General features: G+C 38.9%; 18 protein-coding genes and 1 other annotated feature. Of the genes, 2 read left to right on the plus strand and 16 right to left on the minus strand.

Annotated features, from left to right (window positions below):
• Positions 1 to 477: 477 nt before the first annotated feature.
• Both RCG25_RS13340 and ilvA read right to left on the minus strand, forming a co-directional pair.
• Positions 478 to 1,197 carry a YebC/PmpR family DNA-binding transcriptional regulator gene (locus RCG25_RS13340; RefSeq protein WP_308079304.1) on the minus strand — a complete coding sequence of 240 codons (720 nt, stop codon included), beginning with the start codon at positions 1,195 to 1,197 and terminating at the stop codon, positions 478 to 480.
• A gap of 220 nt (positions 1,198 to 1,417) precedes the next feature.
• Entirely contained in the window at positions 1,418 to 2,683 is a 1,266-nt protein-coding gene (gene ilvA, locus RCG25_RS13345) for a threonine ammonia-lyase IlvA (RefSeq protein ID WP_308079305.1), read from the minus strand.
• Between the two features lie 81 nt (positions 2,684 to 2,764).
• Positions 2,765 to 3,014 (minus strand) — a binding site (T-box leader).
• Positions 3,015 to 3,200: 186 nt separating this feature from the next.
• On the opposite strand from ilvA, the gene RCG25_RS13350 reads away from it, so the two are divergent.
• A complete protein-coding gene (locus RCG25_RS13350) occupies positions 3,201 to 3,713 on the plus strand; it encodes a gamma carbonic anhydrase family protein (RefSeq protein ID WP_308079306.1) in 513 nt (170 codons plus the stop codon).
• Between the two features lie 80 nt (positions 3,714 to 3,793).
• Here the strand turns inward: RCG25_RS13350 and RCG25_RS13355 are convergent, their stop codons facing one another.
• From RCG25_RS13355 to RCG25_RS13420, 14 genes are all read right to left on the minus strand, one after another.
• Positions 3,794 to 4,372 carry an SCO family protein gene (locus RCG25_RS13355; RefSeq protein ID WP_308079307.1) on the minus strand — a complete coding sequence of 193 codons (579 nt, stop codon included), beginning with the start codon at positions 4,370 to 4,372 and terminating at the stop codon, positions 3,794 to 3,796.
• A gap of 63 nt (positions 4,373 to 4,435) precedes the next feature.
• Positions 4,436 to 5,440, minus strand: coding sequence for an ABC transporter substrate-binding protein (locus RCG25_RS13360; protein WP_308079308.1), 1,005 nt, complete (start codon positions 5,438 to 5,440; stop codon positions 4,436 to 4,438).
• Positions 5,441 to 5,455: 15 nt separating this feature from the next.
• Positions 5,456 to 6,217, minus strand: a complete 762-nt coding sequence (locus RCG25_RS13365; protein ID WP_308079309.1) for an ABC transporter permease — start codon at positions 6,215 to 6,217, stop codon at positions 5,456 to 5,458.
• Positions 6,201 to 6,986, minus strand: coding sequence for an ABC transporter ATP-binding protein (locus RCG25_RS13370; RefSeq protein WP_308079310.1), 786 nt, complete (start codon positions 6,984 to 6,986; stop codon positions 6,201 to 6,203). Before RCG25_RS13370 ends, RCG25_RS13365 begins: the two co-directional genes overlap by 17 nt.
• A 164-nt stretch (positions 6,987 to 7,150) precedes the next feature.
• Complete coding sequence (locus RCG25_RS13375) at positions 7,151 to 8,830, minus strand: SpoIID/LytB domain-containing protein (protein ID WP_308079311.1); 1,680 nt, start codon at positions 8,828 to 8,830, stop codon at positions 7,151 to 7,153.
• Positions 8,831 to 8,935: 105 nt separating this feature from the next.
• Positions 8,936 to 10,177, minus strand: coding sequence for an ATP-binding protein (locus RCG25_RS13380; RefSeq protein WP_308079313.1), 1,242 nt, complete (start codon positions 10,175 to 10,177; stop codon positions 8,936 to 8,938).
• A 149-nt stretch (positions 10,178 to 10,326) separates the two neighbouring features.
• Entirely contained in the window at positions 10,327 to 11,202 is an 876-nt protein-coding gene (locus RCG25_RS13385; protein WP_308079315.1) for a proline iminopeptidase-family hydrolase, read from the minus strand.
• Between the two features lie 100 nt (positions 11,203 to 11,302).
• Positions 11,303 to 12,433 carry a glycerate kinase gene (locus tag RCG25_RS13390; RefSeq protein WP_308079316.1) on the minus strand — a complete coding sequence of 377 codons (1,131 nt, stop codon included), beginning with the start codon at positions 12,431 to 12,433 and terminating at the stop codon, positions 11,303 to 11,305.
• 75 nt (positions 12,434 to 12,508) lie between these two features.
• On the minus strand, positions 12,509 to 13,783 hold the full coding sequence (locus RCG25_RS13395; RefSeq protein WP_308079317.1) for a GntP family permease: 1,275 nt from the start codon (positions 13,781 to 13,783) through the stop codon (positions 12,509 to 12,511).
• Positions 13,784 to 13,902: 119 nt separating this feature from the next.
• Positions 13,903 to 15,012 (minus strand): sugar diacid recognition domain-containing protein, encoded by a 1,110-nt coding sequence (locus RCG25_RS13400; protein ID WP_308079318.1) that lies wholly within the window; start codon positions 15,010 to 15,012, stop codon positions 13,903 to 13,905.
• 648 nt (positions 15,013 to 15,660) lie between these two features.
• On the minus strand, positions 15,661 to 16,785 hold the full coding sequence (locus RCG25_RS13405) for an NADH-dependent flavin oxidoreductase (RefSeq protein ID WP_308079319.1): 1,125 nt from the start codon (positions 16,783 to 16,785) through the stop codon (positions 15,661 to 15,663).
• Positions 16,786 to 16,898: 113 nt separating this feature from the next.
• Positions 16,899 to 17,798, minus strand: coding sequence for a hypothetical protein (locus tag RCG25_RS13410; RefSeq protein ID WP_308079320.1), 900 nt, complete (start codon positions 17,796 to 17,798; stop codon positions 16,899 to 16,901).
• A gap of 41 nt (positions 17,799 to 17,839) precedes the next feature.
• Positions 17,840 to 18,478 (minus strand): LysE family transporter, encoded by a 639-nt coding sequence (locus RCG25_RS13415; RefSeq protein ID WP_308079321.1) that lies wholly within the window; start codon positions 18,476 to 18,478, stop codon positions 17,840 to 17,842.
• A gap of 182 nt (positions 18,479 to 18,660) precedes the next feature.
• Positions 18,661 to 19,659 (minus strand): transglutaminase domain-containing protein, encoded by a 999-nt coding sequence (locus tag RCG25_RS13420; RefSeq protein WP_308079322.1) that lies wholly within the window; start codon positions 19,657 to 19,659, stop codon positions 18,661 to 18,663.
• Positions 19,660 to 19,795: 136 nt separating this feature from the next.
• On the opposite strand from RCG25_RS13420, the gene RCG25_RS13425 reads away from it, so the two are divergent.
• On the plus strand, positions 19,796 to 21,748 hold the full coding sequence (locus RCG25_RS13425; protein ID WP_308079323.1) for a TetM/TetW/TetO/TetS family tetracycline resistance ribosomal protection protein: 1,953 nt from the start codon (positions 19,796 to 19,798) through the stop codon (positions 21,746 to 21,748).
• The last annotated feature ends 39 nt before the right edge of the window (positions 21,749 to 21,787 follow it).

Consider the following 21,787-nt stretch of genomic DNA (forward strand, 5'->3'; position numbering starts at 1 on the left):
TGCTTATCCATGCTTGAACTGTCCGAATTTGGTATGACTCAAGCAACTTGAATCATTTCAAAGGCATTCCTGTCCGTAGATGTGAGACCACGACAGATAATATAATATGATTAAAAACAATCACTCCAAAAACAGCCAAAAATATTTATCTTTTTATTTCTATAAAAGAAGGCAAGCATGGTCCATGCTCGCCCTTTCTTCCTTCAATGCGAATATCAATACTTGAATACCCTAAGCTAGAGCATACATACGAAACAGCCATTGCAGCCTATAATTCATATGTCTAATAAAATAAACCGCTCTATTACTTAATATTCGTAAAGTTGAGAGTAAGCTAATAAGAATATCCAAAGCATATCCCTCCACATTGAAATTTTAGTGTTAAAAAAATAACACTGTTTTTATTGTTAATCGGAACCGCCAATTTATTCATTAATATAAAAGAAAACAGACCTTCAAAGGAGGTCTGCCTATTTATTATTCACCTAAGTCCACATTGTGGTACACTTGTTGAACATCATCTAAATCTTCAAGCGCATCAATCATTTTTTCAAATTTAGCTTGCGCATCTTCTGGAAGGGTTACATCATTTTGTGCAAGCATAGTAAGCTCAGCCACAGTGAACTCCGTAATTCCCGCGTTTCTAAAAGCTTCTTGAACTGCATGGAACTGATCTGGTTCAGCATAAACAATGACTGAATCTTCTTCTTCGATAATGTCGCGGACGTCTACGTCTGCTTCCATTAAAAGTTCAAGCACATCATCAGAGGACTTACCTTCGATACCGATAACAGCAGTAGCATCAAACATATAGGCAACAGAACCGCTTACACCCATGTTCCCGCCATTTTTACCAAATGCAGCACGGACGTCAGAAGCAGTACGGTTTACGTTATTAGTAAGGGCATCAACAATGACCATGGATCCGTTTGGTCCAAAGCCCTCGTAACGAAGTTCAGTATAGCTTTCTTCAGAACCACCTTTTGCTTTATCAATCGCACGGTCGATAATGTGTTTCGGTACATTGTAGGTTTTAGCCCGTTCGAGAACAAATCGTAATGACTGATTAGATTCTGGATTTGGCTCCCCTTGCTTCGCTGCTACAAAGATTTCCACACCAAATTTCGCATAGATACGACTAGTATTTGCATCTTTGGACGCTTTTTTTTCTTTAATATTGTTCCATTTACGACCCATTATGAACACTCTCTTTCCGCTTTGAATCTACACAAATTTATTATACTAACATGTACCGTTTCAGTATAATAATTAGCAGTTCATGATAATTTCTATTTATTGAATCCAGCACAAAAAAATACTGATTCATACACAGATAATATTATACCTTAAAAATGACATTTGTTAAGTATCATGTTAGTAAAAAAAGACCTTTCCATAATGGAAGGTCTTTTCACGTCTATACCAGCATTTGAAACAACGTACTATCATTGTTCACTTCTCTGTAAATGAAGCCTTTTGTCTTGATTCTTTCAATTAATGGGAAGTAATCTTCTTTATCCTTCAGTTCAATCCCTACCAAGGCAGGTCCCGTTTCCCTATTGTTCTTTTTCGTATACTCAAAATGGCTGATATCGTCATTCGGTCCAAGTACATCAAATAGGAATTCCCGTAATGCACCAGGGCGCTGTGGAAACTGAACGATAAAATAATGCTGTAGTCCTTCGTATAGCTTAGAGCGCTCTTTAATTTCTTGCATCCTTCCAATATCATTGTTGCCTCCACTTACGATACAAACGACTGTTTTCCCCTTTATTTGATCTGCATATGTATCTAGGGCTGCAATGGAAAGCGCACCGGTTGGTTCAACGACAATGGCATTCTCATTATAGAGGGCTAAAAGCGTCGTACAAACCTTTCCTTCGGGAACGACCGTAATATCGTCTACAATATCCTTACAAATAGTAAAGGTTTTTGTACCAACTGTTTTTACTGCAGCACCATCGACAAATGAATCGATTTCTTGGAGTTTCGTTACTTCTCCTTTTAAAATGGATTCCTTCATCCCTGGTGCACCTTGAGGTTCGACGCCGATTAATTTTGTTTGAGGGGAGTAGTGTCTTAAGTACGTACCCACTCCGGCAAGGAGGCCACCGCCACCGATTGCCGCAAACAGATAATCAATCTTTTCAGGACAATCATTTAACAATTCAACAGCAACGGTTCCTTGACCGGCAATCACATCATAATCATCAAAAGGATGAATAAAAGTTCGGTTTTCATTCTGACCACATTCTATAGCTTTCTCATAAGCATCATCAAAGGTATCCCCCACAAGGACAATCTCTACACTGTCCTTTCCCCAAAACTTTACCTGGTTCACCTTTTGCTTAGGCGTCGTACTCGGCATAAAGATTTTTCCGTTGATTTTTAACAGATGGCAGGAGTAAGCAACACCTTGTGCATGATTTCCTGCACTTGCACAGATAATCCCGTTTTGAAGTTCTTCCCCACTTAATTTTTTAATGCGGTTGTAAGCGCCACGAATTTTAAATGATCGGACACTTTGCAAATCTTCCCTCTTTAAATACACAAGGCAGTCATACCGCTCAGAAAGTAAATGATTATACTGCAATGGAGTTGGTGAAATCACATCCTTGATGGTATGGCTGGCAATAATGATGTCCTCCACATTAAACGCTTTTTTATCGACTTGTTGATTCATATTTCACGTTCCCTCCCAAATAAATTCATGTATGTTACAGATATCTATTGTCTAAAAACAACAAAAAACCCGTCCCCATAATATAGGGACGAGTTAACTCGCGATACCACCCTACTTCCGCAAGTTCAAAAAGAAGCTGCGGCTCTCGTTCAACGTACAAATCCTTGTACGTGTTCCATCATAACGGCGGACAAACCGGTGTAGCCTACTTGGACTGTTCAGCTAAACATCTCTGAGATGATCTTCAGATCGCCCTGTTATCGGCTCCCAGCAAACGCCGACTCTCTGTGAAACAAGGTGCAAATCCTACTCTTCTCTTCATAGATTCAAGATTAATTTTTTTATAAGGTTACCACCGAAAAAAATCACTGTCAATGTTTTTTGATTATTTTTACTATTTTGTAAATTATGAAGCGCTTACAATTTACTTAGGCATAATTGAGCGGTACTTAGCACAATAAATGGTATAATTTCATTTAGATGTATGACTATTCTGAAAGTTATAGGAGGGATTGTGATGATGATTCCGTACAAAGGAGTTTCACCTACTGTTCATGATTCTGTCTTTGTTGCACCTGGGGCGTATATCATTGGGAATGTTGAGATTGGAAAAGAATCAACGGTTTGGTTTAATGCCGTCTTACGAGGGGATGATGGCCCAATTATCGTGGGTGAACGATGCAGTATTCAAGATAATTCTACTATTCATTTATATGAGGGTTTCCCCGTGATTATTGAGGATGATGTAACGGTCGGTCACAATGTTATTTTACATGGATGTAAAATTGGGAAGGGTTCGATTATTGGAATGGGTTCCACGTTATTGGACAACGTCGAGGTTGGCGAGGAATGTATAATTGGCGCTAATACTTTACTCGCAGGAGGAATTAAAATACCTCCTCGCTCCCTCGTTCTAGGCTCGCCAGGTAAAGTCGTTAGAGAACTAACTGAAAAAGACCTGCAGATGCTGCAAATGTCCAGTGAACACTATGTGCAAAAAGGGAAAGAATTTATGGAGATACTAAAATAAAAATATGGGGCCATTGTTTTTCCTAAATGGCCCCAAAAGTTTGCATAATAGTTAACATAATATAATTACAAACAACAAACTTATTGTAAGGACTCTATATCCTTCACAATCTGCTCATAAGGCGGCTCCGAAACACCTTCGTATTTTTGGAGGACAATTCCCTTTTCATCTACTAAGTAAAACGACGTACTATGAACAAATTGATTCGAGCCTTCTAGTTTAGCCGCTGCAGCCATAAAGGATTTATTTGCAAAGCTCTCAATGAACTCCTGCTTATAGCCTGTAACAAGGTCCCAATTCGAAAAATTAGCACCTACCCCACTCGCATATTCCTTTAATACCCCTGGTTGATCATTTTCTGGGTCTATACTAAAAGAAACAAGATGGGCATCTATATCTTCAGCTGCTAAATGACGCTGCAATTCGGCCATGTTTGCCGTCATTGGAGAACAGACCGTATCGCAATTGGTAAACATAAAGTCAGCTACCCACACTTTTCCCTTTAATTTAGAAAAAGAAAACTCCTCACCAGCTTGGTTAATCCCTTCGAAATTGCCTACTTTCATATGAAGTGGAAAATCATTCTCCACCTTCTTTTCTTCCTTAGAGCACGCAGATAGAACTATTACGCAAAGGAGGAGAAATAATATACGTTTCAACGAAAACCACCCTTTTTCACAAAAAGGTGCCGAGTCAAATGACACCAGCACCTTTCATTCGTATTAGTTAATGAATTGTGAATCAATTAATGACGCAAAATCTGGTTTTTCCTTCAAGAACTTAAGCTCTACAGAAGAGTTAGCGAAGTCTTGGATGACATCTTTATTGACATCAGTTGTAAATCGGATATTTTCCCAAGCCTCATCAACGATAGCTTTATCTAGTTCTTGTTTTGTGCTCTCTTTAATGCTCTTAATTGTAAGCTCTTTTGCTTCATCAGGATTATCCTTAATAAAAGCAATCGCCTCATTTTGTGCATCTACAATCTTTTGAATAAGATTTTTGTCCGCTTTAATTTTCTTGCCGCTTGATACGAGAATTGTATTCGGTAATGTTGTTCCAAATGAAATCTTTTTGCTATCAACGATAATTTTAGCACCAGCTTCTTTTACTAACTGTGAAGCCCATGGCTCAGGAACAGCCGCGATATCCACTTTCCCTGATTCAAACATAGCCGCATATTGTGCTGGATTTCCAGTTACATGCTTTAGTGTGCCACCAATCCGAGCAGAAGAAATACCGAAATCTTGTAAGAAAGTCTCCATTTGAACATCATGCGTACAACCTACGCCTGGAGTAATAAAAGTTTTACCATTGAAATCCTCTACAGAATTAACGCCGCTTTTCTTGCTGGCAACAATCGCTGTTCCACCTGAAGATGCTCCAGCAATAATTTTTACGTCAGCACCATTTGTGAAGTTATTCATAACAGGTCCTGGACCAACTAGTCCTGCATCAATTTCTCCAGTTTTCAGTGCCGTCATAAAAGCACCGCCATCAGGGAACGTCTTGTATTCCACTTTCACGCCATCCCCTAATTCTTTTTCATAGTAGCCCTTTTCACGTGCTATCATGGCAGGTGCATGGTCAATGTTAGGGAAATATCCTATTACGACCTTTTTCTCTTCTTTACTTGCCCCTGAGCTTGCTTGATCTGATCCACACCCAGCTAATGCCCCGATTAGGAGTAGGAATACTAAGCTAATAATGGCTGTTTGTTTTTTCATCTCTCTAGTTCCCCCTTAATTAGTTGTTTCTAAACCCCAACGGCGAATAACATTTTTTTCCACCCGTTGGAAGAAAACAATATCAACCACGGTGCCAATGACACCAATGATAATCATAATCGCAATAACCATACTCATATTCCCAAAATCTGAAGCGTATTTCAGCGTATATCCTAATCCAGGTCCTGTGCTTAGGATTTCACCCGCCATAAGTGCACGCCAGGCAAATGCCCACCCAAGTCTTGCTCCCGTTACAGCGTAAGGGATGGAGGCTGGAAAAATCACACTTGTAAAGAGACCGACCCCACCAGAACCCATCGTTTGTGCTGCTCGTATATAAAGAGGCGGCACATTTTTAATCCCAATTCTCATATTAATCGTCATGACGAGCGTAGCACCAAGGATTACGATAAAAATGACCGATGTTTCATTCAGACCGAACCACATGATTGCAATTGGTAACCAAACAATACTTGGTACACTCTGTAATGCTAAAATTAGTGTACCTAACGTTTCATCCGCGGTTTTATTTTTTGCTAACAGAATGCCCAGACCTAAGCCTAGAACAATCGATATACTTAAACCAATGAATAAGCGGCGGAAGCTCGCTAAAATATCATAGATTAATGTTTTATCAGAAAAGCCCTTAACTAACGCCTCTAGAACATCCGTTGGTGACGGCATAACAGAGGGTGAAACACCACTCACTGATACGCCCACCTGCCAGAACACAACTAAGGCTACAAAAAAGATAATACGTTTAATTGTTGGCTGCATAGGCTAATTCCTCTTTTACCACTTTATCAATCTCTGATTGTAATAAACTCATAATCTTTTCCTCTAATTTGGCTACCATTTGTGTATGGTTTTCTCGAGGCCTTGGTATTTTCACATGAATATCTTCTAGTACCACACCAGGTCGTGTTCCCATAACAATGATTCTGTCTGAAAGTTTGATAGACTCACGTATACTATGCGTTACAAACAAAATAGTTTTTCTCGTTTCAATCCATATTTTTTCTAATTCAAGATGTAGCCTTGATCGCGTTTGTTCGTCAAGAGCTCCAAACGGTTCATCCATTAATAATACCTTAGGATTCATTGATAAGGCTCTGGCAATGGATACACGTTGCTGCATGCCACCAGATAACTCATGTGGGGAATGCTTCGTATAGTTGCTTAGTTGCACCATTTTCAAGTACTGGTGAGCAACCTCCCTTGCCTCTTTCTTTTTCATTTCCTTTCGCAATGCAAACATCACATTCTCTTCTACTGTCATCCAAGGAAAAAGGGCTGCTTGTTGGAATACCATCCCGCGGTCTCTTCCAGGCTTAGTTATTTTCTCACCGTTCAGAAATACCTCACCACTAGAAGGTTTAGTTAAACCAGCTACAATTGATAATAATGTTGATTTTCCACAACCTGAAGGTCCAAGGATAGAGACAAACTCTCCTTCCTTAATTTCAAGATTAATATTTGAAAGGACCGTATTAGTCACAGATTGATTTCCAAATTCTTTGTTCACATCGTCTATATGAAGAAACATTTGTATTTCACCTTCTTCACCTATAATTCACATTAGTTTTATCGGATTAATATTAATTAAATTTTATTATAATCTTTATCAGAGTAAAGTCAATATTTTTCCAAAAAAAAAGCGCCTGATAACCAGCAAAAAAAAATCGCTGGGTGTCAGGCACCGCTTAAGAATTATAATAAATATCCACTTGAATGGAAGGTGTACCATTTTCCATTAATGTATTGCTTATTTTGAACCATTGCACCAGATGATGATAAATAATATTTCTTCGCGTGATCGGTTATCCAGCCGGTAGCCATTGCACCTGAGGAATAGAGATAGTACCACTTATTGTTGGATTTTAACCACCCAGTGGCCATTGCGCCATTTGAATTCAAAAAGTACCACTTGCCATTAACTTTTTGCCAGCCAGTTAACATGACACCATTGGTCCCAAGATAATACCACTTACTAGCATCCTTTATCCAACCAGTTGCTTTCGTTCCATTTGATTGAATGTAATACCACTTGCCTTGCTCTTTTAACCAACCTGGCTTTTTAGCTGTAGCAATGGCTTGGGTATTTCCTTCATACATTTGCGTAACAACAATTCCTGAATAATAAAACTTCAATATTTCTTGATAATTTTTTCCTGCTCCTGCCATGTTTTGGGCACCCCATTGACTCATCCCCACACCATGGCCATCACCTGTACCTGAAACATTAATCATACCATTTTCAGATTTCACTTCATTTACTAAATAACTAAGCATCATACGGTTACCTATTATAGACCTTACTTTAGATATACTTACATTTGAAAGCGACATACGTTGTGTAAGTAAGTTACCTAGTTCGTCTACCTTATCTTTTACAAAAAACTCTACTGTTATGTTTCCTTTTGAGACACGTTGACCAGAACCTACACTATGAAGTGAGAATTCAGGAATGGAAATAATTTTAATTTCTTTGTTTGCATAACCATTGTTGGTTAGCCACAGTTTAATATTAGATGAAATCGTTGAATCAAGTTCTATTGTTGAGGACCACCATTCTGATGGTTTTGTTAAGTCTAACGAGGCTATATCTATTTGTGTTTGATGAAATGCAAATTTCCAACTTGTTTTTGGATCATAAGGATCTTGTTTGATGGTCAAATAAGGTACAGCAGTTGTGCCCCATGCATTGGCGTTACTCTCAGTCCGACCGCCATTACTGGCAGAATATACAGCATCGATTAAACGCCCATTATACTGGGCAACCTGGCCTTTCGTTTCATCCACTGCTCTAGTTGTATTAGGTGTCCAAATGTAGCCACCGTATACTTGATATAAAATTGTGTCATCTATCAAACCGCGGTTAATATAACTCATCGCATACGTTCTTGCTGCTACAGCTTGAGTTTTTAACGCTTCAATATTCCAAAATGGATACATTTCAATCGGGACAACGCCCTTTAAGTAATTCTCCATCGAAACGGAGTTTAGTGGGCGGATATATTTTTTGTTTTCAATCATAAAATCAAAGCTGCCTAAATAGAGACGACTATTAATGGAAAGTTGTGAGCTGGATTGAATAGGACTGGCCGAAAATGAATCATATGAATGTAAAAGATTATTATCTTTATATAGTGCTATTTTTTCATTTTCTAATTTTATTAAATAGGTGCTTCCAGATTTTAAAAGGATATTTGGGTCATTCGTTTTATAGTCACCGTTTGGTTTAAGGGTAACTTCTGATTTGTTACCTAAAAAATTAATCAATTTCACCTTAACAATTGGTTCTGACTGCACTTCTGCAAACCCGTGACCAAATGGAAATACAGATAAAAATAAAGATAACACTGCTACACAAAGTATGATTTTATTCAACGAATGATATCCCTCCGAAACTAGTAATATAGGACCAGCTGTTAGGATAATCATATAGTATTAGATTAAGTTACGACAATGGAATATTATTTCCAAATAACATCTTTAAGAATGAGCAAGTTCCTGCTTTAATAATGGCTGTGTCATTGTTGGTAGAAGAACTTCAATGCACGTTCCCTCATTTACTTTGCTAGTTATGTTTAATGTACCATGGTGATTTTCAACTATCTTAAAACAAGTCATTAATCCAAGTCCAGTTCCCTTTTCTTTTGTGGTATAAAAAGGCTCTCCAAGTGTAGAAATTCGTTCTTCAGGTATTCCCAATCCTGTATCATTAATCTGTACTGAAATTTCCCCTTCCTGCTTTTCTTTTACGATTACCTCTATCGTTCCACCCTTCGGCATGGCTTCGATTGCATTTTTCAAAAGGTTTAAGAAAACCTGTTTTAATTGATTTTCCTCACAGCTGATGCTGGGAAGTTCAGGACTAAACTCGGTGAGAATTTGGACATTGTTCAAGATAGACTGGTTGTTAATTAAGGTGATAACATCAGTTAGTAATGTCTTGATATTTTGTTCAACAAAAACAGCTGCCGTTGGTTTTGCAAGGACAAGAAATTCTCCAACGATTGAATTAATCCGGTCAAGTTCTGTTAAAACAATATCGAGGTATTGATTATTTTTCGCGCCAGATTTCATTAGCTGAATAAATCCTTTAATGGAAGTAAGTGGATTCCGAATTTCATGTGCAATCCCTGCAGCCATTTGCCCAAGTAGAGCCAATTTTTCAGACTTTTGAAGAAGTCGCTCGGTTTCTTCCTTTTTCTCCGTAATATCCTTACCAATTGATAGAACGGCCTCTTTTTCACCAAAGACAATAGATAGGGAAGATACTTCAAAAAAGAAAGTGGTTCCATCTATACGCTTTGCTCTATATTCAATCGTGTGGATTGGCTGTTTCTCTTTCTTTATTTGCTTATAGCGCTCTAATAAACGATCCATATATTCAGGAACAATGAAGTCAAAAATTGACTTTCCAATGATTTCGTCTTTATGCTGAGCACGAAGCATACTTACTGCAGCATTATTCACATAAAGTAATCTATGATCCCTAGTAATATAAACGGGTTCGGGCAACGAATCAATCAATCTCTTATAACTTATCTCTCCAGCTTGTGCCCTTTTTTCATAGTAACGTGACTTATCATATTGCCAGCCGACAAACCATGCTAACAAGGTAAAGAGAAAGAAGTCAATTTCAAATATTGGATCCTTCTCGGATAGATACTGATAAATGGTAAATAAAATTGAAATGGAAACGAGAATAAGTTGGCCCAATCTTTTCATGATATTTTCCCTCTTATATAGATATATTTTCCTATACCATTCGACAAATCCAGTAATTTTCCTTTTCCCTTCCCTACATATTCACTAAATTGTTTCATATTTCGAGAGGAAATAAAAAAAATGGCGAGACCATGTGTCCCGCCAACGATTTATTTTGAATCAACCTCTCTTAAAAACTCTCCAACTACTTGTAAATACTCCTCTGGCTCTTCAACATATGGCATATGCGCACTGTTTTCAAACACATGGAAGCGTGAATTTGGTGTTAAACTGCTAAAATACTCAGTAGACTCTGGGGTAGCTTCATCAAAGCGCCCGCATGTAAAAAGGGTTGGACACGAAATATCCTTTAATTGAGCGGTACAATCAAACTCTTTAAGGTTACCTAATACCGTAAATTCAGATGGCCCCCACATGATATTGTATACTTCTGGATTTCTATATTGAGAGCCTTGCTTTAACCAGTCAGGAAAAGGATCTAAACGGCAAACAAAGTTTTTGTTAAATTCATCAGTTGCCTCTTTGAATTCCTTGGAATCGGTTGTCCCATTTTCCTCACATCGTTTGATCGTTTCTTGGACCTCAAGAGGCAGTTTTTGTAGATTTCGCTTCTGGTCCTGTTCCCATAGTGGTGCACTTAAGCAAGAACTTGAAAAGATCACACTTTTTACACCGCTTGGCTGTGTTAAGCAATAGGCAGCAGCAAGGGTGGTTCCCCAGGAATGACCGAGAATATGGACCACATCGAGATTTAAGGCCTGTCTTACTTGTCCTAATTCTTTCACGAATCGTTCCATACGCCAAAGTGAGGTATCTATTGGTCTGTCCGACCTTCCACATCCTAGTTGATCATATAAGATAACTGGTCTGTCCTCTGCTAGTGCTTTCAGTCCTTGAAGCGAATAGGAGGAAGATCCTGGTCCCCCGTGTAAAATAATAACTGGCGTACCTGGTGCGCTTTCATTAAATATTTGTACCCATACTTTCCCCCCAGTTACTTCAATGAATCTCTCTTCACCCATCATGATTTCCCCTTTAGATAGTTGGTTTGTTGTTTCCATTATATAGTATTATAAATAAAAATGCCTACCCCTCGCTTTGTACCGAGAGATAGGCTTGCTTTTATTATTTCATCTTCCAAATGGCTGCGATATTGGCAGCTGTTCTTTCTACGTATTCTGCTGCATGTTCGAAGGCGTCTTCAAGTAAAACAACACCAGGAACAATACTAAAAATAGCATCAATTCCATAATCATGAACAACTTGACTCTCTTTTCCGAGGTTTCCGGCAATTCCAATCACAGGTACATCATACTTTTTAGCTGTTTTTGCTACGCCAATTGGTGTCTTGCCAAAAATAGTTTGATGATCAATTTTTCCTTCACCCGTGATGACCAAATCAGCATCTCCTACCGCTTTGGAAAGAGAAGTTGCCTCAATCACGATGTCGACACCACGTTTTAATACGGACGGTAAGAAGGCTAACAATCCTCCTCCAAGCCCACCAGCGGCTCCTGCTCCTGATACTTCTTTAATATTTTTTCCAAGTTCACGTTCAATAACGGAAGCATAGTGGTCAAGATTACAATCCAATTGCTCTACCATTTCCGGTGTCGCTCCTTTTTGCGGACCAAAAATAGCAGAAGCTCCTCTTTCTCCTGTTAATGGATTATCTACATCACAGGCAACCTCAATTTTAATATTCTCTAAACGTGAATCTAATTGAGCTAAGTCGATTGAAGCTAACTTACCAAGCGCCCCACCGCCTTCTCCAATTTCCATCCCATTCTTATCGAATAATCCCACACCAAGGGCTTTAGCCATCCCTGCACCACCGTCATTAGTAGCACTTCCACCGATTCCAATAATGATATGAGTGGCACCATAATCAAGAGCAGCTGATATTAGTTCTCCTGTTCCTCTCGTTGTGGTAATTAACGGATTTCGTTTCTCTCTTGGAACGAGGTGTAACCCAGAAGCTGCCGCCATTTCAATTACTGCCGTACGTTTATTACCAAGCATTCCGAAAAACGCTTCGGCTGGTTCTCCTAGAGGGCCCGTGACAGTTTTGCGGATAATTTCTCCACCGGTTGCATCAACAAGAGATTGAACACTCCCTTCTCCACCGTCTGCCATCGGTATTTTTACATACTCTGCATTTGGAAAATGATACTTAAAGCCTTTTTCAATTGCCTCAGCTACCTCAAGAGCTGAGAGGCTTTCTTTAAATGAATCAGGTGCAATAACTATCTTCATCTCGATCCCTCTCCTGTCAATTACATTGGTTGATGTGAAAAGAGGAGTGTTTGCGCTCCTCTTTTGCACATGTATCTATCCGAAAAAGTGAAACACTCCATAAATCAAGGTTGAAATAATCGCCATGGTTAAACCAACTAGCGTTTCATAAGGAATAACTTTCAAACGTTCTTTGATTTCCATGTTTACGCTTCCGCCAGTTGCGTGGAAAAAGCTTCCGTGTGGCAGGTGATCTAATACGGTAGCACCTGCATGAATCATAGCTGCACCAGCAATAGCTGATACACCCATACCTAAAATCGTGCCACTAAACACTTGGCTCGCCACTGCTGTTCCTGCAGTAGTGGACGCAGTTGCTGCTGACATGAAAATACCTGATACTGGAGCAAGTACATAGCCTGGGAGTCCTAGTGCATTTAAACCTTCGATTAACAAGTCCTTCAAACCAGAATTAGCAATAATTCCTGCGAGTGTTCCTGTTCCAAGTAACATAATCGCAACACCTGACATTTTTCCTAAGCCAGAAACAGCATACTCATTGATTTTTCTTCCTCTACCCATGACCAATGCACCAATAATCCCTCCAATTGGTAGAGCAATCATCGGATCAATGCTGATATCAAACAGTGGTCTTAATGCTAATAAAATTATGGTTATAAGTGGAGCAACGATCGCTGGTAAAAAGAGCGGAAGTTTTCCTCCATTGTGTGTTTGAATTTCAATATCTTTAATAGCTGATCCTTTTTTCACTAGCTTTTTCGCTATAAAATAAGTAATGGTTAACCCAACAATGGCAGGGATAATACCCGCCGCCATAATGGATGTCAAGGGAACCTTAAAGGCATCCGATGCGGCGATGGCATTGGGATTTGGTGACATGAGGTTACCTGCCTTACCGCCACCAATCATAGCAAACAAGATCGCAGTTTTCGAAATGCCCGCTCTTTTCGCAATCGCAAGGGCAATAGGTGATACAGTGATAACGGCTACATCGATGAAAACTCCAACAGCTGTTAAAATCAAGGTAGCTACCGCTAGGGCAAGTAGAGCTCTTGTTTCACCTAATTTTTTGACGATTGTCTCTGCAATAACCGCAGCTGCTCCCGATTCAATTAATACACCGGCAAGAATACCAGCAGCTAAGATTCGTAGTACAGCTGGAATAATGCCTTTCGCACCTTCCATCATTAAGGTTACGGTATTAGTAATATCTACCCCACCAATTAGTCCGCCGATTAACGCTCCAGCGATCATGCCATAGGCAGGAGAAACCTTTTTCAAAATTAAAATAATAGCTATTACAAGTGCACAAATAGCTCCTAAAGCGCTTACTTGAATATTTGCATCCATTTGTAAATCCCTCCTTGGTTGTCTGTATACTCATTGTAAGCGTTTGCTACAGCGTTTTCATTGGGCAAACCATCAAAAAAAAGACCCATTTCAATCAGGTCTTTTGTTCATTTGCACAATTACTTTATCAACACTTGAATAACAGATAAGTAAATTTCGAGCAAATCCTTAATCTTTCTCGGGTCCTTCCCTGTTATTTCAGTTATCTTATCCAGCCGATATCTTAATGTATTTCGATGAATGAATAACTTTCCTGTAATATTATGTACATCCCCGTTTTCCTCAATAAACGCCAATAACGTTTCAACCAATTCCCCTTTTTTATCATTCTCTTGTAGGGTTCGATAATAATTTTGTAGTTCTTCCCCAATTCCAAGATTCTTTGCTCTTGTTAGCAGGACAGGAATTTTATAATCATCATAAAAATAAATCATTTTTACCGGATCAATACGCTCACCAACAAATGAAGTTTCAACAGCCTCACGATAGGAATCGGCAATTCCTTTTAATTCAGGATGATAGTTTCCGATACTAAGTTTACTGTGTAACCCCAGATATTTAACAGTTGCTTCAGTCCATTTCTCTAGTTCACTCCTAATCCTAACTACATTCTGGCTCGTAACTTTTTTAAGAAGAATCAAATAATCTGGATGCATGACTAATAAATCTTCCTTATCCAATCGGTCGCGTAAAGTCTTGAATACCTTCGCCCTGTCCTTAGCTGTTACAATCACAGCAAGACGCGGGATATCCAAATTGATTCCTAAGCGGCGAACTCTTTCAAAATAGAGAGAATTGAGGTTTTCTGTTCCATGCAGAAGCTGGCTAATTAATTCTTCCTTCAAGCGTTCATCCCACTGCATTTGATCGATTAAAACAGCCTGTTGCAGAATCATTTCCGCTGCCATTTTTACCAGTTCCCCGTAGTTACGAATCTCTTCAGGAGCTCCAGTAATTCCAATAACACCTACCACCTGATTATTAAAATTAATCGGAAGGTTGATTCCTGCTTTCACTCCATGTAGCCCTTTTGTATCGTGTTCCTCGATTTCAAATTCCTTTTGGTTTTCAATAACACGCAGAGCCCCTTCATGAATGGAATCAATTCGAGTTGGATCTCCTGAGCCAATAATAATCCCTTTATCATTCATGACATTAATATTTCGCTTAATAATTTTCATCGTTCGATCGACGATTTCCTGAGCCAATGCTTGATCTAAAAATTTCATGATGCTGTCCTCTCCATTTTTTACGATACCTCTATTATAACTTCAGTCTTGTAAAAGGCATATTTTTCATACCTTACTTGATAAAAATAAGATACTTTACAAATAATAAAGTGAATTCATTTATAGAAAAGTTTTGCGTGGTGGATGATCCTATTTTGGGGATCGATTTTGCTCAATCAATCGTTAGTTGGAAATTGATTTCCATGTTTTGTAGAATACAACTTCAATTTTGTAGAATAAATCAATTTTTTGTAGAATTCCACTCTTAATTTGTAGAATAATCCTCAATCTTCCTCTGAAACTTTTATAATTGGAAGGTAATTACCAAGTTTTGTAGAATTCACCCGTAATTTTGTAGAATTACTTGAAATTTTGTAGAATTCGTCCTTGTATTTGTAGAATTCCTCTTCTAGCGCACCGAAATTCCAGCTAAACTAGTCTCAAATAAAAAATGTAAAAAAAAATCCACATAACATTTTTCTGTTATTTCCGTTTACCCTGTCCGAAGTACGGGGCAAAGTATTTTTTTAATGAAAGCAATAATGGTCATTATTTAATTTTTGTTAATTGGAGAGGAGATTTATCTGATAGTTAACAAAGCTATACCAAAAAAAGCATCCCAATAAATGGGATACCTTCTTAGTTAATTTATTCAATCCCTGGAAACCAACCTGGTGAATGGATAATTGCTTGCCAGAGTGGATCAGGGATAACCAGTTCCTGCTGCTTATCTTTATCTATTTTTGTAACAATTTCGTCTTCCCTGCCATCCGCTACCTTTTGCACCCAATCAGGATCAATAATGATTTCGCGTCCTAATGCAATTAATGGCACTCCCGTTTGAATTGCTTGTATTGCATCATCCACGGTATAAATCGAGCCCACTCCAATAACAGGAACCTGATCACCAACCCGTTCTTGAATAATTTCAATTCGAGAGCGAGTATCGTCCACCCCACGTCTTGGCTTGGACCAAAAATCCTGAAGGGAAACGTGTAAATAATCAAGATCTTTTTTAGCTAATGCATCAATTAAAACCAATGTATCTGCCATCGTAATCCCAGGTGTTTCTGCCTCTTCAGGTGAGAAGCGATAGCCAATCAAAAACGGTCCGGTTGTATGTTCCGCGGCTACTCTCTTAACTTCGTCGACAACAGCGAGCGGAAACGTAAGTCGTTTCTCCAAACTTCCTCCCCATCGATCTTCACGATGATTCGAATGTGGAGAAAAAAATTGTTGAATAAGGTATCCGTTTGCTCCGTGAATTTCTACCCCATCGTACCCCGCTTCTATTGCCCGACGAGTAGTCTCACCAAAGTCATTTATAATGGATTCTACTTCCTGATCCGTTAATTCCCTTGGAACTGGTTTCCCTTCACCTTCGGAAGGAACAGCACTTGCGCTAACCACATCCCCATTCGGAACTAATTCAGGTGGCACTTGGCGGCCACCGTGAAATATTTGCAGAATCGCTTTTGCACCTTGGTCCTTAATCCCTGAAGCCAGCTGTCGAAGGCTCGGAATCAATTCATCACGGTCTCCCCCAAATTCCCCGTGAAACCCTTTCCCATTTTCTGTAACATATGTGCAAGCAGTAATAACCATACCCACACCTGCAGAACGTCTTGCATAATAATTAACTTCAGCATCTGTGACAGTCCCATCCGGGTTGGATGAGAAATTGGTCATAGGAGCCATCACGATCCTATTCTTCAACGAAACATTACTCCGAAACGTAAACGACTCAAATAATGCACTATACTTAGAATTCATGATCAATGTCCCTCCAGCTTTTAAAATCATCGATACATTCTTTCGACCACGCTATAGTTTGCCGTTTTTATTTCGTGCTCATTCTAATGAGTTATGAAACACCTGTAATTTTCCTAGCGTTTTTGCTTTTTAATATAAAAGAGAACGATGCTCACCACTAACCCAACAGCTGAGAAAAATAAAGCGATACTCGAAAAAGCGAGGACATACGCATTTAATTCTGCAATTTTCACAATCATTCCGTAGCTATTGAGTTTGAATACAGCCGCTATAACATTGATCAATAAAAGAATGAAATAAATGGTTAATAGTCCCTTTGCAGCTCCCTCAATATCCGCTTTACTTAGTGCAATATGTGAAGAAATACTAATCCCTACTATTAAAAAAATCCAGAATAGCGGATTGATTATATTTTCAAGTGTAAAGAGGTTCTTACTAATTGCTAGTATGGCTCCTGTTAAAATCCGTATAAATGTAAAATCAATTTTTTCTAAAGTAACGTGCAGTTGTATTTCCTTAACAAAGGCCTTATACGTTTCCGGTACTAAGAAGTACATAAATAAAATTAAAGAACCAATCCCACTAAAAATGGGTCCTAGGCCAATAAAGAAATTGCCAGCCTGTTGATACCAGCTGTTCCGGTTATATTGGTGCTCTACAAAACCTAGGATACCTGAAGGACTATTAAATTGCAGTAATTTAACCCTTGTGACGCGATGTCCCCAGATAAAACACTGAATTAGGTGACCAATTTCATGAATAGGAGTTCCAATCCATGCGGTAAACAAAACTCCTCTTGGGCCAAACGCTCTTATAAGAAACGAATTCGAATACCTTTCCAAAATCCCTAAAACTACTCCCACAGCCATGATGACACCGAAGAGATAAACCAACTCAACAAAACTAATTAGAAGTGTATGTATAAATGATAATAGGATATTCATGTCTATCCTTAATCCTTTCGCTGACTCTCTATCCATCCATGTTATACCATAGGAAAGAAAAACATTCACAGCTAAAACCCTTAAGATAAATATTTTAGGAAAAATAACCTTTACCTATCACCCAATAGTGCGTCGATTCCCTGATATCCAAAATATAAACCAAATACGATTAACGATGCCCCGGATACAATAGAAATAGCAATTAGACTTTTCACATTTAATAATCTTCGGAACCCTGTCGTCAGTGCTGCAACAAACACGTCCCAAAAAGTGAGCCCAAGAAATATCATACTACTATAAATTAATAATGACTCCGTCCCGTTTGTTTGAGCTGTTTTGGCCAAGACCGATCCATAAATCCCTAACCAAAACAAAATGGATAAAGGGCTAGTTATCGACATAATGAATCCAGTTAAAAAACACTTAAATAGTGAGTCCTTCTGTCTACTATACGAAAGAGATATGGTATTTGCATTCTTAATACTTTCAATCCCTGAATAAATTAAAACAAACCCTCCGAATAACCAAAGGAAGATTTGAACAACTGGAATCCCTAAAAATTGGACCATTCCTAAATAGACCAAAAGCATAAAAACTCCATCTGCAATCATGGATCCAGCACCCACAATCCATGCATGCCAAAAACCATTTTTTATCCCTTTATCCAACCGAGCAGAATTCACTGGTCCAATTGGTGCTGCTAAGGTAAATCCCAAGATAATATAGCTAATTAATATACTAGTACTCAACAATAAAGCCACCCCTACCACACGGTAATATCAACTTGTACATTTTATGTAGAAAATACAAAGTCATGTCCAAAAAGTGATAAGAACGTAAAAAACCAAATCCTTGTATATATGGATTTGGCTTTTTCCTATTGTTAGTTATAGATAAGGTATCTCTCACTTATAGCTGCAGGCGCAACCGATTACCACGGATATTCGCCTTCCTTTTGTTTATCCGTTTTCGAAAAATATGCTGGTTGATAATGAGGAACAAATTTTCGGGTATTCGCGTTAATAAACCCTGAGCCATAGGTTGGGTCTTCTGCCTGCCAGACACCATTTAGCAGGACTTCATTCCATGCGTGGTTTTCACCGTAAGACACTTTCGTTTTAATCCCTACCGCACGGTGTAGCGCAGCACTTAAATGCGCATATCCTGAACAAAGAACATTACGAGATTGATAGGCTTGCAGTGAAGTATACATAGGTGGATTGGTTGAATTAACAAGTGGTGCATTATAAGCAACATTTTTCGCTACCCAGGAAAAAATAGCTTTAGATTTCTCTACATCCGTTTTTTTGCCATTAGTTATATTTTGTGCGAGCGCGACTAGACCCGGGTCTTTGCTCTGTACCATAAAGCTTGGTAATAAATAAGGATCACCATCCGTTAAATGGTATTGAGCATAACCGAGAACCCGTTCTGGGTCATCTTCTTTGCCGTTATAATACTCATCCAAATTGATAATAACATCTCCAACTGTATAGGAAAGCGGATATTCATATTGAATCTTCCCTTTTTTAAAAGGAACCTTTATCGTTGTTTTCTTATCTGCCCGCTGTTCTTGAATATATAAAATGACCCCATCTGCCTGATTGTATTTTCCATAGGGTGTTGGTTTTCCTGAAACCACTAATTTTCCGCTCTCTACCGTTACCAGATAAGTTTGGATTTCAGTAGCCTGATATTTCCCATCAGTAGCTGTAGTTGGAACCGACGATGTTGCCGCCTGTTCATCAACGGTTTCCTGATTTGTTACCTGCGGTAAACTCGGAGCACTCTCAAGTTGTGATTCCTCTTTCAACGGAGAATCAAGGTAGTCTAAGAAATTTTTCACTTGATCATTTGAAGGAAGAAGGTCTTTTTGCCCAAGATAAAAAAAAGCATATGCCCCTAGAAAAAGAACGATGAGTTTTTTCAACGATCAAACACCTCAGCTTTCTACTAGCTATAAGTCTATTTTTCTATATATTCGAGTCGTTGGCAACTTTTTAGGAGGGCCTACGCTCAATTTGGTATAATATTTTACATAAGAAGAACGTAAAAAGAGGTGCATCATGAAGAAAACAATAGGTATGTTTGCGCATGTGGATGCAGGAAAAACCACATTGGCAGAGCAGCTTCTTTTTCATACGAAAGCGATTAGACAAAGAGGTCGTGTAGACCATAAGGATACCTTTCTCGATACACATGAAATAGAGAAACAAAGAGGCATTACCGTATTTGCAGACCAGGCTAAATTTACTTTTAATCAATCAGACTATTATCTGATAGACACTCCGGGCCATGTGGACTTTTCACCTGAAATGGAACGAGCCATTCAGGTAATGGATTATGCAGTAATCATTATTAGTGCCGTTGAGGGGATCGAGGGTCATACCGAGACAGTTTGGAGACTTTTACAAAAACATCAAGTTCCAACATTCTTCTTTATCAATAAAACAGACCGAGTAGGTGCGGATGTGCTCAGGGTCAAGGAAGAAATTCGAAACAATTTAACACTAGATGTATGTGATATAACCGAGACTCTGAACGAAAAGGAAATGAAAGAGGAATTAATTGAATTTTTAGCCGAACGAGATGAGACACTTTTGGAAAAATATATGGAAACCGGTTATCAGCCAGATATTTGGCTGGAAACAATGAGGACAATGATAAACGGAAACGAACTCTATCCGTGTGCATACGGCTCTGCATTGCAAGACATCGGTGTGGAGAGCTTTCTTAGAAAAATGGACTTATTAACCTCGACGAATTATGATCATCATTTACCCTTTGCAGGTAGAGTCTATAAGATACGCTATGATGACAAAGGTACAAGGATTACGTTTATAAAAGCTGTTAGCGGGACCCTTAAAGTTCGTGAAGAAGTGAGCTATGCTAATGCTGATGTCGTCCTTAGCGAAAAAATCACTCAGATTCGTATATACAATGGAAATAAATTTATCACCGTCGACCAGGTGTCTGCTGGTGAGATTTTCGCCGTGACAGGACTTTCATCCGCTCGTGCTGGGGATGGTTTAGGAGCATTAAAGGAAAAAGCCGTTTACGAAATGAGTTCTGCGCTAAAATCCAGGGTCATCTTTGACCCTTCAATACACGTAAAAGAGGTATTACGGTACTTCCATATTTTAGATGCAGAAAACCCCTCATTAAATGTTACGTGGGAGGAACGATCACAGGAAATTCACATTCGGGTCATGGGTACAATCCAGCTAGAGGTGTTAAAGCAATTAGTTAAGGAACGGTTTCACTTGGATGTCCAATTTGGGGAACCAGAAATATTATACAAAGAAACGGTTGAGTCTGTAGTTTGTGGGTATGGACATTTTGAACCGTTGGGCCATTATGCAGAGGTTCACCTTAAAATAGAGCCCGCAGATAGAAATAGCGGTATTTCTTTTGAGATTGTGTGCCATACGGATGATTTACCCGTTGGAACCCAAAACCTTATACGGCATCACCTTTATGAGCGGGATCACCATGGATTGTTAACGGGTTCTCCTCTTACGGATGTGAAAATCACTCTTTTGACAGGGCGGGCCCACAATAAGCATACCTCTGGTGGCGACTTTAGAGAGGCTGCCTACCGCGCTTTACGACAAGGTTTGGAAAAAGCTGCAAATGTGCTGTTGGAACCTTTCTATGCTTTTAAAATGAAACTAGAATTAGATCAACTAGGTAAGATTTTAACTGATATACAAAATGCACATGGTACCTTTGATGTCCCTCTTACAGAAGGGAACAAGGCTATTCTAACTGGTAAAGTTCCTGTTGCTACATTTATGAACTATGGCCCGGAATTTGCTTCGATTACACAAGGAAAAGGCACATTGAACCTAGTGTTTGGCGGTTATTACCCTTGTCACAATCCCAACCAGGTAATGGAGAGAATTAACTACAACAAGGACGCAGACCCAGACTATTCTTCGTCATCCATTTTTTGCTCAAAGGGACAAGGCTATTCTGTACCTTGGGATCAAGCGGAAGCGGAAATGCATTGTTTGTAGGAACAGCTGGCCTACTGGGTAAGCAATTAAATAAGGAGC

The organism is Neobacillus sp. PS2-9, from assembly GCF_030915525.1.
Lineage (GTDB): Bacteria > Bacillota > Bacilli > Bacillales > Cytobacillaceae > Neobacillus.

What these genes read in the sequence shown, in the direction of transcription:
- RCG25_RS13340 (WP_308079304.1), bottom strand. Translation starts at nt 1,197, where the DNA reads ATGGGTCGTAAATGGAACAATATTAAAGAAAAAAAAGCGTCCAAAGAT.
- ilvA (WP_308079305.1), bottom strand. Translation starts at nt 2,683, where the DNA reads ATGAATCAACAAGTCGATAAAAAAGCGTTTAATGTGGAGGACATCATT.
- RCG25_RS13350 (WP_308079306.1), top strand. Translation starts at nt 3,201, where the DNA reads ATGATGATTCCGTACAAAGGAGTTTCACCTACTGTTCATGATTCTGTC.
- RCG25_RS13360 (WP_308079308.1), bottom strand. Translation starts at nt 5,440, where the DNA reads ATGAAAAAACAAACAGCCATTATTAGCTTAGTATTCCTACTCCTAATC.
- RCG25_RS13365 (WP_308079309.1), bottom strand. Translation starts at nt 6,217, where the DNA reads ATGCAGCCAACAATTAAACGTATTATCTTTTTTGTAGCCTTAGTTGTG.
- RCG25_RS13370 (WP_308079310.1), bottom strand. Translation starts at nt 6,986, where the DNA reads ATGTTTCTTCATATAGACGATGTGAACAAAGAATTTGGAAATCAATCT.
- RCG25_RS13380 (WP_308079313.1), bottom strand. Translation starts at nt 10,177, where the DNA reads ATGAAAAGATTGGGCCAACTTATTCTCGTTTCCATTTCAATTTTATTT.
- RCG25_RS13385 (WP_308079315.1), bottom strand. Translation starts at nt 11,202, where the DNA reads ATGATGGGTGAAGAGAGATTCATTGAAGTAACTGGGGGGAAAGTATGG.
- RCG25_RS13390 (WP_308079316.1), bottom strand. Translation starts at nt 12,433, where the DNA reads ATGAAGATAGTTATTGCACCTGATTCATTTAAAGAAAGCCTCTCAGCT.
- RCG25_RS13395 (WP_308079317.1), bottom strand. Translation starts at nt 13,783, where the DNA reads ATGGATGCAAATATTCAAGTAAGCGCTTTAGGAGCTATTTGTGCACTT.
- RCG25_RS13400 (WP_308079318.1), bottom strand. Translation starts at nt 15,012, where the DNA reads ATGAAATTTTTAGATCAAGCATTGGCTCAGGAAATCGTCGATCGAACG.
- RCG25_RS13405 (WP_308079319.1), bottom strand. Translation starts at nt 16,785, where the DNA reads ATGAATTCTAAGTATAGTGCATTATTTGAGTCGTTTACGTTTCGGAGT.
- RCG25_RS13425 (WP_308079323.1), top strand. Translation starts at nt 19,796, where the DNA reads ATGAAGAAAACAATAGGTATGTTTGCGCATGTGGATGCAGGAAAAACC.